13 protein-coding genes and 2 tRNA genes are annotated in these 11,552 nt (G+C 69.6%); 4 read left to right on the top strand and 11 right to left on the bottom strand.

Features of this window, described 5'->3' with window-relative positions:
* Nucleotides 1–13 precede the first annotated feature (13 nt).
* On the top strand, nucleotides 14–1,240 hold the full coding sequence (locus AOK01_RS30685) for a pyridoxal phosphate-dependent aminotransferase (RefSeq protein WP_055517387.1): 1,227 nt from the start codon (nucleotides 14–16) through the stop codon (nucleotides 1,238–1,240).
* Between the two features lie 191 nt (nucleotides 1,241–1,431).
* Nucleotides 1,432–2,460: an adenosine deaminase gene (locus AOK01_RS30690; RefSeq protein WP_055517388.1), complete on the top strand. Its 1,029-nt coding sequence runs from the start codon at nucleotides 1,432–1,434 to the stop codon at nucleotides 2,458–2,460.
* 39 nt (nucleotides 2,461–2,499) lie between these two features.
* On the opposite strand, the gene AOK01_RS30695 is transcribed toward AOK01_RS30690, so the two are convergent.
* The 9 genes from AOK01_RS30695 to AOK01_RS45500 form a co-directional block, all read right to left on the bottom strand.
* Entirely contained in the window at nucleotides 2,500–3,555 is a 1,056-nt protein-coding gene (locus tag AOK01_RS30695; RefSeq protein ID WP_055517390.1) for a UDP-N-acetylmuramate dehydrogenase, read from the bottom strand.
* A 108-nt stretch (nucleotides 3,556–3,663) separates the two neighbouring features.
* Nucleotides 3,664–5,148 carry an MFS transporter gene (locus AOK01_RS30700; protein ID WP_079103888.1) on the bottom strand — a complete coding sequence of 495 codons (1,485 nt, stop codon included), beginning with the start codon at nucleotides 5,146–5,148 and terminating at the stop codon, nucleotides 3,664–3,666.
* Between the two features lie 147 nt (nucleotides 5,149–5,295).
* A complete protein-coding gene (locus AOK01_RS30705; protein WP_213862172.1) occupies nucleotides 5,296–5,868 on the bottom strand; it encodes a TetR/AcrR family transcriptional regulator in 573 nt (190 codons plus the stop codon).
* Nucleotides 5,869–5,984: 116 nt separating this feature from the next.
* Entirely contained in the window at nucleotides 5,985–6,413 is a 429-nt protein-coding gene (locus tag AOK01_RS30710) for a MaoC family dehydratase (RefSeq protein ID WP_055517391.1), read from the bottom strand.
* A 3-nt stretch (nucleotides 6,414–6,416) separates the two neighbouring features.
* Nucleotides 6,417–6,869, bottom strand: coding sequence for a MaoC family dehydratase N-terminal domain-containing protein (locus AOK01_RS30715; RefSeq protein WP_055517393.1), 453 nt, complete (start codon nucleotides 6,867–6,869; stop codon nucleotides 6,417–6,419).
* A gap of 87 nt (nucleotides 6,870–6,956) precedes the next feature.
* Nucleotides 6,957–7,121, bottom strand: a complete 165-nt coding sequence (gene rpmG, locus AOK01_RS30720) for a 50S ribosomal protein L33 (RefSeq protein WP_006604855.1) — start codon at nucleotides 7,119–7,121, stop codon at nucleotides 6,957–6,959.
* 92 nt (nucleotides 7,122–7,213) lie between these two features.
* Nucleotides 7,214–7,286, bottom strand: a tRNA-Met gene (locus AOK01_RS30725).
* Between the two features lie 46 nt (nucleotides 7,287–7,332).
* Nucleotides 7,333–7,405 (bottom strand) — tRNA-Thr (locus AOK01_RS30730).
* A 248-nt stretch (nucleotides 7,406–7,653) separates the two neighbouring features.
* Nucleotides 7,654–7,797 (bottom strand): hypothetical protein, encoded by a 144-nt coding sequence (locus tag AOK01_RS45500; RefSeq protein ID WP_245702480.1) that lies wholly within the window; start codon nucleotides 7,795–7,797, stop codon nucleotides 7,654–7,656.
* Here AOK01_RS45500 and AOK01_RS30735 point away from each other — a divergent pair.
* The gene (locus AOK01_RS30735) at nucleotides 7,796–8,986 is read left to right on the top strand and encodes an amidohydrolase family protein (RefSeq protein WP_055517405.1); all 1,191 of its coding nucleotides are present in this window, start codon (nucleotides 7,796–7,798) and stop codon (nucleotides 8,984–8,986) included. The genes AOK01_RS45500 and AOK01_RS30735 overlap by 2 nt on opposite strands.
* A gap of 199 nt (nucleotides 8,987–9,185) precedes the next feature.
* On the opposite strand, the gene AOK01_RS30740 is transcribed toward AOK01_RS30735, so the two are convergent.
* Nucleotides 9,186–10,232 carry a hypothetical protein gene (locus tag AOK01_RS30740; RefSeq protein WP_245702482.1) on the bottom strand — a complete coding sequence of 349 codons (1,047 nt, stop codon included), beginning with the start codon at nucleotides 10,230–10,232 and terminating at the stop codon, nucleotides 9,186–9,188.
* A gap of 153 nt (nucleotides 10,233–10,385) precedes the next feature.
* On the opposite strand from AOK01_RS30740, the gene AOK01_RS30745 reads away from it, so the two are divergent.
* Nucleotides 10,386–11,042 carry an NAD(P)H-binding protein gene (locus AOK01_RS30745; protein ID WP_055517396.1) on the top strand — a complete coding sequence of 219 codons (657 nt, stop codon included), beginning with the start codon at nucleotides 10,386–10,388 and terminating at the stop codon, nucleotides 11,040–11,042.
* Between the two features lie 118 nt (nucleotides 11,043–11,160).
* Here the strand turns inward: AOK01_RS30745 and AOK01_RS45505 are convergent, their stop codons facing one another.
* Nucleotides 11,161–11,373 carry a hypothetical protein gene (locus AOK01_RS45505; RefSeq protein WP_055517398.1) on the bottom strand — a complete coding sequence of 71 codons (213 nt, stop codon included), beginning with the start codon at nucleotides 11,371–11,373 and terminating at the stop codon, nucleotides 11,161–11,163.
* Nucleotides 11,374–11,552: the final 179 nt, after the last annotated feature.

An 11,552-nucleotide genomic window follows, 5' to 3' on the forward strand; every position in this document is an offset into this window, starting at 1 on the left:
AAACGATGGGCCCATGAGCGCTGAAATCCCTCCCACCGAGCGTCGGGTCTCCGCCCGGGTCGGTGCGATCTCCGAGTCCGCCACCCTCGCCGTGGACGCCAAGGCCAAGGCCCTCAAGGCCGCAGGACGTCCGGTGATCGGCTTCGGCGCCGGCGAGCCCGACTTCCCCACCCCGGACTACGTCGTCGAGGCCGCCGTCGAGGCGTGCAAGAACCCGAAGTACCACCGCTACACGCCGGCCGGCGGCCTTCCCGAGCTGAAGGCGGCGATCGTCGCCAAGACGCTGCGCGACTCCCACTACGAGGTGGACGCCTCCCAGGTCCTGGTGACCAACGGCGGCAAGCAGGCCATCTACGAGGCCTTCGCCGCGATCCTCGACCCGGGCGACGAGGTCATCGTCCCGGCCCCCTACTGGACGACGTACCCGGAGTCGATCCGTCTCGCCGGCGGTGTCCCCGTCGATGTCGTCGCGGACGAGACCAGCGGCTACCGCGTCTCCGTCGAGCAGTTGGAGGCGGCCCGTACGGAGAAGACCAAGGTCGTCCTCTTCGTGTCGCCGTCCAACCCGACGGGCGCCGTCTACAGCGCCGAGGACACCGAGGCCATCGGCCGCTGGGCCGTCGAGCACGGCCTGTGGGTGATGACGGACGAGATCTACGAGCACCTGGTCTACGGGGACACGAAGTTCACCTCGCTGCCGGCGATCCTTCCGGAGCTGCGCGACAAGTGCATCGTGGTCAACGGCGTCGCGAAGACGTACGCGATGACCGGCTGGCGGGTCGGGTGGGTCATCGGCCCGAAGGACGTGGTGAAGGCCGCCACGAACCTGCAGTCCCACGCCACGTCGAACGTGTCGAACGTGTCCCAGGCCGCGGCGATCGCCGCCGTCTCGGGCGACCTGACGGCCGTCGCCGAGATGCGCGAGGCCTTCGACCGGCGCCGCAGGACGATCGTGCGGATGCTCAACGAGATCGACGGCGTCCTCTGCCCGGAGCCCGAGGGCGCCTTCTACGCGTACCCCTCGGTGAAGGCCCTCCTCGGCAAGGAGATCCGCGGCAAGCGCCCGCAGGACTCCGTCGAGCTGGCCGCGCTGATCCTGGAGGAGGCCGAGGTGGCGGTCGTACCGGGTGAGGCCTTCGGCACGCCGGGCTATCTGCGGCTGTCGTACGCGCTGGGCGACGAGGACCTGGTCGAGGGCGTCTCACGGATCCAGAAGCTGCTGGCGGAGGCCAAGGACTGATCTCCTCACGCGTACTCACGTGAGTACGCCGGAAGTAGACAAGGCGGGCCGCTTCCCTCGGGGAGGCGGCCCGCTTCCTCATGTCTCCCAGTTCCTTCGCGCGCTCCCGCTTCTTCGAGTCTTCGTGCGAGCAAGACCACGTTCAGTGAAAGCGCTACCGATACGGCGCCGACGTGCGGCAGGATCCTCGAATGGAGCACGTACGTGATGTCTCTGAGCTGCCCAAAGCCCATCTGCATCTGCACTTCACCGGATCGATGCGGCACACCACCCTGCTGGAACTGGCCGACAAGCACGGGATCCATCTGCCCGACGCGCTGACGAGCGGTGAGCCGCCCAAGCTGCGGGCCACGGACGAGCGCGGCTGGTTCCGCTTCCAACGCCTGTACGACGCGGCACGGTCGTGCATCAGAGATCCCGAGGACATTCAGCGGCTCGTGCGCGAAGCCGCCGAGGAGGACCTCAAGGACGGCTCGGGGTGGCTGGAGATCCAGGTCGACCCCACGTCGTACGCGCCGCGCCTGGGCGGTCTGATCCCGGCCCTGGAGATCATCCTGGACGCGGTGGACACGGCCGTGCGCGACACCGGGCTCGGCATGCGGGTCCTGGTCGCCGCGAACCGGATGAAGCACCCTCTGGACGCCCGCACACTGGCCCGCCTGGCCGTGCGGTACGCGGACCGGGGCATCGTCGGGTTCGGGCTCTCCAACGACGAGCGGCGTGGCATGGCACGGGACTTCGACCGGGCCTTCGCGATCGCCCGGGAGGGCGGGCTGCTGGCCGCGCCGCACGGCGGTGAGCTCACGGGTCCCGCTTCCGTACGCGACTGTCTCGACGACCTGCACGCCTCGCGGATCGGGCACGGGGTGCGGGCCGCCGAGGACCCGCGGCTGCTGAAACGTCTCGCGGACCGTGGCATCACCTGTGAGGTCTGCCCGGCCTCGAACGTCGCCCTTGGGGTCTACGAAAAGCCGGAGGACGTCCCCTTGCGCACACTTTTCGAGGCGGGCGTGCCCATGGCGCTCGGCGCGGACGACCCGCTGTTGTTCGGCTCGCGGCTGGCCGCCCAGTACGACATGGCGCGGCGCCACAACGGTTTCACGGACGCCGAACTGGCCGAGTTGGCACGCCAGTCGGTACGCGGCTCTGCGGCCCCGCAGGAGACCAAGCAGGAGCTGCTGTCCGGGATCGACGCCTGGCTGACCGCCCCGGTCCCCTGAGGGCGGGCATGGGGTCTCGCGGTGGCGGGGCCGGCGGTCTCAGAGGCTGACGCCCACCGTCACCGGTTCGTTGACGAGCGTGATCCCGAAGGAGGCGTGGACTCCGGCGACGACCTCGCGGGCGAGCGCGAGGAGGTCCTCCGTGGTGGCGCCGCCGCGGTTGGTGAGGGCCAGTGTGTGCTTGGTGGAGATGCGGGCGGGACCGGTGCCGTACCCCTTGGTGAAGCCGGACCTGTCGATCAGCCAGGCCGCTGAGGTCTTGATGTGCTCCTCGCCCGCCGGGTAGGCGGGCGGGGTCACGCCGTCGCCCAGCCGCTCCGCCACGCGCGCGTGGAACACGGCGAACTCCTCGGGCGTGAGGACCGGGTTGGTGAAGAACGAGCCGGCGGACCAGGTGTCGTGGTCCGCCGGGTCGAGCACCATGCCCTTCCCGGAGCGCAGCTTCAGGACGGTCTCGTGGGCCGCGTCCAGGGGCACGCGGTCGCCGGGTCCGACGCCGAGCGCGCGGGCCGTCTCGGCGTACTTGACGGGCGCGGACAGCCCGGAGGCGTCTTCGAGCTCGAAACGGACGCGCAGTACGACGTAGCGCTCGGGGTCACCCTTGAAGCGACTGTGCCGGTACGAGAAGCCGCACTCGGCGTTCGGAACAGTGACCGTCTCACGGCTCTTCCGGTCGTACGCGATCACCTCGGTGATCGTCGATGACACTTCCTGGCCGTACGCGCCCACGTTCTGGATCGGCGTCGCACCGGCGGAGCCGGGGATTCCGGCGAGGCACTCGATGCCCGCGAGGTGCGCCTCGACGGTACGGGCGACCGCGTCGGTCCACACCTCTCCGGCGGCCAGCTCCAGCTTCGTACCGTCCAGCACGAAGCCGCGCGTGGCGATGCGCAGGGCGGTGCCCGGGAAGCCCTTGTCACCGATGACCAGGTTGGATCCGCCGCCGATCAGCAGCAGCGGCGTACCGGAGTCGTCGGCCTCGCGGACGGCGGCGATCACCTCGTCGTCGGTCGTGGCGGTGATCAGCCGGTCAGCGGGGCCACCGAGCCGGAAGGTGGTCAGCGGGGCGAGGGGAGTGTCACGGAGTTCCTGCACATGCCCAGAGTACGAGAGAGGCAAACGAGGACGGCCCCGCCGGGTTGGCGGGGCCGTTCTTCCGGATCCGGCCTGATCCGGAAGGTGCCCGGACGTGGGATTCCGAATTCAGTGCGAGGCCGTCTCCAGTACGGATGCGGGCGCCTCCACGCCCTCCGCCGGCACGCCCTCCGCCGGCACGCCCTCCGCCGGCTCGGTCCCGCGCCGGCGGCGGCCCGGTATGTACAGCGCCGCCGCGCCCGCCACGGCCACCGCGGCGGAGCCGACCCACAGGGCGGGCTGGATGCCGTCCACGAAGGTCCCCGCGCTCTCGTAGCCGCCCCGGGAGGAGAAGATCGAGGCCATCACCGCGATACCCAGGGCACCGCCGACCTCGCGCAGCGCGTTGTTGGTGCCGGACGCGATGCCCTGCTCCTGCGGCCGGACGCTGGACATGACCAGGCTCGACGCGGGAGCGAAGTAGAGGGACATCCCGATGCCGCTGATGATCAGCGCGGGCAGCTGCGCGGCGTACGACGTGTCGGCCTCGACCACGAGAGCGAACCAGCCGAGCCCGATCGACTGGAGGAACAGGCCCGCCGCGACGACGGGGCGACCGCCGATCCGGTCGGACATGTAGCCCGCGACGGGCGCGACGATCATCGGCATGCCGGTCCACGGCAGCATGCGCAGGCCCGCCTCGGTGGGCGAGTAGCCGAGCACGCCCTGCATGTACTGGCTGAGCAGGAAGATCGAGCCGAACATCCCGAGGAACATCAGCAGGCTCGCCGCGTTGATCCCGGCGAAAGCGCGGCTGCGGAAGAGGCGCATCGGCAGCATCGGGTTCTTGGCGTGCATGCCGTGGAGCACGAAGCCGACGAGCAGAGCCGTACCCACGAAGAGGGCCAGCAGTACGATCCCGTCGCTCCAGCCGACGACAGGGGCGCGGACCAGCCCGTAGACGATCCCGAAGAGGCCGCCGCTGGCGAGCAGGGTGCCGCGGATGTCGAGCGGGGCGCCGGAACCGTACGACTCCGTAAGGCGCAGCCGGGCGAGCGGCAGCAGGGCGAGGCCCAGCGGAACGTTCAGCCAGAAGATCCACTGCCAGGACAGGTGTTCGGTGAGGCTGCCGCCGATGAGCGGCCCGGAGGCGACCGCGAGCCCGTTGACGGCGCCCCATATCCCGTACGCCGTCCCGCGCTTGGCGGCCGGAACGGCGGCGGTCAGCAGGGTCAGCGTCAGCGGCATCATGATGGCCGCGCCGACGCCCTGGACCGCGCGGGCGGCGATCAGCGAGTCGATGCCGGGCGCCATGGCCGCCGCGGCGGACGCCCCGGTGAAGACGGTGATGCCGACGAGGAAGAGCCGGCGGCGGCCGAACCGGTCGCCCAGGGACGCGCCGAACATCAGCAGCACGGCGAAGGTGAGCGTGTACGCGCTCACGGTCCATTCCAGGTCGTCGAGCGCTCCACCGAAGTCCTCGCGGATCGAGGGCAGGGCGGTGGTGACGACGAGATTGTCGAGGGCCGCCATGAAGCCGGCGACGCTGGTGATGACGAGGGCCCAGACGGCTCCCCCGCGACGTTCGGTCTGCTGTGGCACCTTCTGTGACATCGCTCCCCCAGCGGGTTATCTCTGTGGTTGGTTATCTCTGCGGTTGGTTATCTGCGGTGGGTTAGTTATTGCTGACTAACTTTCACGATCATGAAAAGGCGGCAATTTTTCACCACCCTCTCGCCCTGGCGTTCCTTCCGCCTGGCTTCAGCCCTTCTCCAGCCGACCCTTGCTCCGGGCCGAGGGATAGAGCCCCTCCCACACCCGGTGCTGGGGCGGAAACCCCATGGCGACCAGGCAGTTGATGAGCATCCCGTAGGCCAGGAACTCGGTGGTCTCGTCGATGTCGGCGCCGAGCGGCAGATGAACGGCGTCCCACAGCCGCATCCAGCCGGCCCGCACCGCCTCGCCGAGTTCGTGGTCGCCGGCCTGCTCGGCGGCCGCCACCGCGACGTACATCTGCATCTGCATGAGGAGCCGCTCCGGCTCCTCGGCGATGACCTTCGTGTACGCGTTCGCCATGGAGTGCAGGGCTTCCTCGCCCCGCAGTCCCTCGGAAGCCTCCTTGAACATGCGCACGCTGTCGTCCAGACAGCGCTCGGCGGCTGCGAGGAAGATCGCCTTCTTGCCCGGGAAGAGCCGGAAGAGGTACGGCTGCGAGACCCCCACACGCTTGGCGATCGCCTCGGTGGATGTTCCGTGATAGCCGCCGCGGCCGAACTCGCTCATCGCCGCGCGAATGACGCTCTCACGCCGTTCCTCTGCGCTCATCCTGACCATGCGGCTAAGTTAGTACTCAATCACTAACTACGTCAAGTGGGGTGCTGGACGACGAGTAAGGGGCGTCCGCCATTGCGGACGCCCCTTACTCGCTACTACTACCTGCGGCGGTTCGGTCAGGCCAGTCGTACGACGGCCCGGGACATGCCCAGCACCTTCTGGCCGGCGCTCATCGCGACGAGGTCGACGCGGACGGTGTTGTCGTCGAGCTTGACGGCGACCTTGCCGCTCACTTCGATCGTGGCGCCCTTGTCGTCGTTCGGGACGACGACGGGCTTGGTGAAGCGGACGCCGTACTCGACGACCGCACCCGGGTCGCCGGTCCAGTCGGTGACGACCCGGATCGCCTCGGCCATGGTGAACATGCCGTGCGCGATGACGTCCGGGAGGCCGACCTCCTTGGCGAACTTCTCGTTCCAGTGAATCGGGTTGAAGTCCCCGGAGGCGCCCGCGTACTGCACGAGCGTGGCGCGGGTCACGTCGAAGGACTGGGCCGGCAGCTCGGTGCCGACCTCGACGTCGTCGTACGAGATCTTCGCGGTCATCTGTTACGCCCCTTCGGCCGGGCGGGCCACGAGCTTGGTCCAGGCGGTCACCACGTGCTCGCCCGCCTCGTCGTGGACCTCGCCGCGGATGTCCACGATGTCGTTGCCCGCCATCGACTTGATCGCCTCGATGGTGGACGTGACCGTGAGCCGGTCTCCCGCGCGCACCGGGCGCCGGTGAACGAACTTCTGGTCGCCGTGCACGACACGGTTGTAGTCCAGACCCAGCTGGGGGTCCCTGACGACCTGCCCCGCGGCCTTGAAGGTGATCGCGAACACGAACGTCGGCGGGGCGATCACATCCGGGTGGCCGAGGGCCTTGGCGGCCTCGGGGTCCGTGTAGGCGGGGTTCGGGTCCCCCACGGCCTCCGCGAACTCGCGGATCTTCTCCCGGCCGACCTCGTACGGGTCGGTGGGCGGGTAGGACCGCCCCACGAAGGACTGGTCGAGCGCCATCGGCTCGGCACCTCCTGGTTCGCAGCTGGTGTAACGACGCGAGGCCGCCCCCCGTTGCAGGGGACGGCCTCGTGAACGAGCCTGTGTTTATCGCGTTTCGCGATGCGCGGTGTGCGAGTTGCAGCGCGGGCAGTGCTTCTTCATCTCAAGTCGGTCCGGGTCGTTACGCCGGTTCTTCTTGGTGATGTAGTTCCGCTCCTTGCACTCCACGCAGGCCAGCGTGATCTTCGGGCGGACGTCGGTGGCAGCCACGTGAGTGCTCCTTGCCGGGACGGATGGGACATGTATTAACGCATAGAAGAGTAGCCGATCGAAGGACCGACCCCGCAATCGGCTACTGTCAGTAGCGGTGACCGGACTTGAACCGGTGACACAGCGATTATGAGCCGCTTGCTCTACCGACTGAGCTACACCGCTTTGATGCGAGCGGTTCCCGTCTCGCGACGGAAACCTCCCACACCAGAGCCCCAATACGGAATCGAACCGTAGACCTTCTCCTTACCATGGAGACGCTCTACCGACTGAGCTATTGGGGCGAGCGATGAAGACATTACACGCTCGGCCACCGATCGCCCAAATCCGTTTCGCGGCACCTGCCCCCGCTCGTTCCCGGGCCCTCACGGGCCGTTTCAGGCGCCTCTCAGGCCCGGCGGGCCACACCGGTACGACTATTTCGCTCCTCCTCGATGCACGCGCGTCGTCACCCTAGGCTCGACTCACGCTGCGTGATCCTGTGCCCTTCCTGCGCAGCCGCCGCCGAGCCCAGGAGCGCGATGCCCGACAGTCAGCCGCAGCCGCACCACTCCGCGTCGGGCCCCTTCTCGTCGGGTTCGTCAGGCTCATCGCCCTCGCAGGGTTCGTCGGGTTCGCCGGGTTCTTCCAGCTCTTCCGGCTCTTCCAGCTCTTCCAGCTCTTCCGGCCGGGGCATCGGTTCCGAACTTCTGCTCTGCGGTGCGCGGCTCACCGACGGCCGGACCGTGGACGTGCGGCTGGCCGACGGACGTATCGAGGCGGTCGGCACGGCCGGCAGCCTCAGCGCGCACACCGCGCGCGTGGACCTCGCCGGCCACCTGCTGCTGCCGGCCCCCGCCGAGCCCCACGCCCACGGCGACACGGCTCTGTCGGCCGACGGCGAGGGCCCGGTCTCGTACGAGGGACAGGGGGTCCAGCGCCGTACGACCGAGGCCGCTCTCCTGCAGCTCGGGCACGGGGCGACCGCCGTTCGCTCGCATGTGCGCGTGGGCGATGTGCAGGGGCTGGGCTCGATGGCGGCGGTGCTCCAGGCGCGGCGCGCGCTGCGAGGGATGGTCGAGCTGACGGTCGTGGCGATGCCCCGGGTACTGACCGGGCTCGCGGGGGCGGACAGCCTGGCGATGCTGCGGGACGCGGTGAAAATGGGCGCCTCCGTAGTGGGCGGTTGTCCAGATCTGGACCCTGATCCGACGGGGTACGTGGAGGCGGTCCTGGAGGTCGCATCGGAGCAGGGCTGCCCGGTCGACCTGCATACGGACGGTGACGATCCGGCGCGGCTCGGGCGGCTCGCGGCGATGGCGGGCGGATTGCGGCCCGGGGTGACGCTCGGCCCCTGTGGCGGGCTGAGCCGGCTGCCCTCCGAAGTGGCCTCGCGGTCGGCCGACCGACTCGCCGCGGCCGGGGTGACCGTCGTCTGCCTGCCCCAGGGCGGCTGCTCGGGCGTGGACCGCCGCGGGACGGCTCCGGTACGGCTGCTGCGGGCGGCCGGGGTACGGGTCGCGGCCGGGAGCGGCGCCCTCAGGGATGTGTCGAACCCCGTGGGGCGCGGGGACCCGTTGGAGGCGGCGTATCTGCTGGCCTCGCGGTACGGGTTGCGGGCCGCTGACGCGTACGACGCGGTGAGTTCGTCGGCGCGGGCGGTGCTGGGACTGCCCGAGGTGCGCGTGGAGGCCGGATTCCCGGCGGAGTTGCTCGCGGTGCGCGGGGACCGGCTCGACGGCGCGCTGTCGCTCGCGTACAGCCGGATCGTGGTGCACCGAGGGCGGGTGGTGGCTCGGACGAGTGCGGTGCGGGAGTACTGCAACTCGGCGGCGGCCCTGCCGTTGGATCTGCCTCGCCAGGGGCGGACGGGCGGGTCGTCGTGACGCGTGCCGGGTGACGCGTGGGGTTGGAAGGCGACTGGTGTCGCCGGTGTGGTCCGTATCGCCGGTGGGCGGCACGCGCGCGTGGAGGGGTGTTTGCCTCCACGCGCGCGTGCGTTGCGGCGGTGAGCGCGCGCCCTGTTTCCGATTTCCCGTTTCCGTTTCCGGTTCCGGTTTCCGGGTGAACGAGGCGAGCGGTGTGTCAGAAGCCGCCCAGCAGACCGCTGGTGAACGGGTTGCCCGGGCCGCCGAACTCGCCCGTGGGCAGCTTCGTGGCGCCGGACGGCGCGCTGACGTCGTCGGCCTCACCGAACGTGATGACCAGCGGGAGTTTGGCGCCCTTCGGGTCGTCCGCCAGAGTGGCGAGGTCGATGGAGACGCGGGTCAGGTCGTTGTCTTTCAGCGAGAAGCTGACGGCGACCTTTTTGTCCGGAGCCCCCTTCAATTCCTTGTCGGTGGGCAGTTCGATGCCCTCCGGGAGTTCGTCGGCCAGCGGTCGCAGCTTGCCGAGGATGCCGGTGAGCAGGTCGCGGAACGAGGCCTTGGCGACGATCCGCTCGACGCCGTCGCTGCCTCCCTTGTTGCTGAAGGTGACCTCGTGGGCGACGACCGACCGTACGGCCTTGAGGAGCTTCTGCTGGGTCTTGCTGTCGATCTCGTCGCCCCGGCCGGCCTCGTCGCCCTTGTCCGCGCCGGAGGCGCCCTTCGCGGCGCGGCCGACCTCGCGGCTGTCGACCTTGACCCACTTGCCTTCGAGTACCTGCTTGAACTCCTTCTCGCTCTCGGGGAGTTCATCGGCGGTCGGCATCGGGAAGCCCATCGCCTCACCGAACGCCTTCATGTCCGCGCGGTAGTACATGTAGTCGCCGACGATGCGGTACTCGGCCAGGACACCGTCGGGCCCCGAGATCTCCACACCCGTACCGACGAGGTCCTTCTCACCCGAGTCGGCGAGCGGCTTGCGCGACTCGACGGATACCTTGACCCGCGCTTCGGTGAAGAGTTCCGCGAACTTGATCGGCATCTCGTCGCCGGGCTCCGCCTCCCCGGCCAGCTTCACGAGTGCGGAGGGCTTGGCGGGGAGCCCCAACTCGAAGGACAGCGACTTCTTTTGACCGAGCCCCTCGACGGCGTGGTCCACCTTCTGACCGGCCGTGAGATTCTCGACCGTGCCGCAGGCGGACACGCCGGCGAGCAGGACGGTGGTACAGCCGACCGCGGTGAAGGTCCTGCGTATGACAGGTCTCATGCGGGTGGCGGGGCTCATGCTTGTAGCGGTGATGACGGTCTCCTTATGACGCCTGACGGCGCCCCCCTCGTACAGCGTGATCATTCATGAGACACATGAGTTATCCACAGGGTTGTGCGGCAACTGAGGCCATCCCGGCGTACCGTCGAAGACATGCGCATTGTTATCGCTGGAGGTCATGGTCAGATCGCGTTGCGGCTGGAGCGGTTGCTCTCCGCACGCGGTGACGAGGTGGCGGGGATCATTCGCCGAGCCGAGCAGAGCGACGATCTGCGGGCGGCCGGCGCCGAGCCGGTGCTGTGCGATCTGGAGTCGGCTTCGGAGGAAGAGGTCTCCGCGCATCTGCGGGGCGCGGACGCCGCGATCTTCGCGGCGGGCGCGGGTCCCGGCAGCGGGGTGGCCCGCAAGGAGACCGTGGACCGGGGCGCCGCCGTGCTCTTCGCGGACGCGGCGGCCCGGGCCGGGGTGCGCCGCCATGTGGTCGTGTCGTCGATGGGTGCGGATCCGGAGCATCCCGGGGACGACATCTTCGACGCGTACCTGCGCGCCAAGGGCGAGGCCGACTCGTACGTACGGGCTCACCGGGGCCTGGACTGGACGATCCTGCGCCCTGGAATGCTGACGACCGACGCGGGCACGGGCCTCGTCCGTCTGGAGGCCGCCACGGGCCGCGGGCCCGTCCCCCGCGACGACGTCGCCGCGGTCCTGGCGGAACTGGTGGACACCCCGGCGACGGCCGGCCTGACCCTGGAACTGATCAGCGGTTCGACACCGGTGTCGGTCGCGGTCAAGTCGGTGGCCGGAAACTGAGCTGAGCAGAGCTGAGCTGAGGAGAAACTGCGGAGGGGACGGGACGAGGCGGGGCGGAAGGCGGGGCGGCGGTCGGCTGCCCGGCGGGGCCGGCCGTGGACAGGCGCGGGTCAGAAGATCAGAAGAGTGGAAGCTGCCCGGGAAACTCCGCCACGACGTACCCGTCCAGCGCGGGCTGCGCCGCACCGAGCTCCGCCTGCCTGCGCGACCCCGGGCAGGACACGAGTTCCCCGCTCCTCCGAGCTCCCGGCGGGTCGTGCCGAGCGAACCGCCCGGCGACGACAGCGATCTCGCGACGGCACTCGGGACAGTTTCGGCGACGTGAGGACATGGGTTCAGCGTACGAAGAAACGACGGGCGCCGATGTCGGCGTACTCCGCGTGTACGAGGCGTCTCAGGCGGCCCGTACACGGCCGCCTCGGACGACGAACCGCAGCCACCGCAACACCACCGCATCCGCCCTGCCAGGGCCTGCGGGCGCCCGAACACGAAGAAGCCCTCTCTGAACTG

Source organism: Streptomyces aurantiacus, assembly GCF_001418335.1.
Lineage (GTDB): Bacteria > Actinomycetota > Actinomycetes > Streptomycetales > Streptomycetaceae > Streptomyces > Streptomyces aurantiacus.

Coding starts and splice junctions, on each gene's coding strand:
- AOK01_RS30685 (WP_055517387.1), top strand. CDS start 14: ATGAGCGCTGAAATCCCTCCCACCGAGCGTCGGGTCTCCGCCCGGGTC.
- AOK01_RS30690 (WP_055517388.1), top strand. CDS start 1,432: ATGGAGCACGTACGTGATGTCTCTGAGCTGCCCAAAGCCCATCTGCAT.
- AOK01_RS30700 (WP_079103888.1), bottom strand. CDS start 5,148: ATGTCACAGAAGGTGCCACAGCAGACCGAACGTCGCGGGGGAGCCGTC.
- AOK01_RS30705 (WP_213862172.1), bottom strand. CDS start 5,868: ATGGTCAGGATGAGCGCAGAGGAACGGCGTGAGAGCGTCATTCGCGCG.
- AOK01_RS30710 (WP_055517391.1), bottom strand. CDS start 6,413: ATGACCGCGAAGATCTCGTACGACGACGTCGAGGTCGGCACCGAGCTG.
- AOK01_RS30715 (WP_055517393.1), bottom strand. CDS start 6,869: ATGGCGCTCGACCAGTCCTTCGTGGGGCGGTCCTACCCGCCCACCGAC.
- AOK01_RS45500 (WP_245702480.1), bottom strand. CDS start 7,797: ATGCCCCGGCCGGAAGAGCTGGAAGAGCTGGAAGAGCCGGAAGAGCTG.
- AOK01_RS30740 (WP_245702482.1), bottom strand. CDS start 10,232: ATGAGACCTGTCATACGCAGGACCTTCACCGCGGTCGGCTGTACCACC.
- AOK01_RS30745 (WP_055517396.1), top strand. CDS start 10,386: ATGCGCATTGTTATCGCTGGAGGTCATGGTCAGATCGCGTTGCGGCTG.
- AOK01_RS45505 (WP_055517398.1), bottom strand. CDS start 11,373: ATGTCCTCACGTCGCCGAAACTGTCCCGAGTGCCGTCGCGAGATCGCT.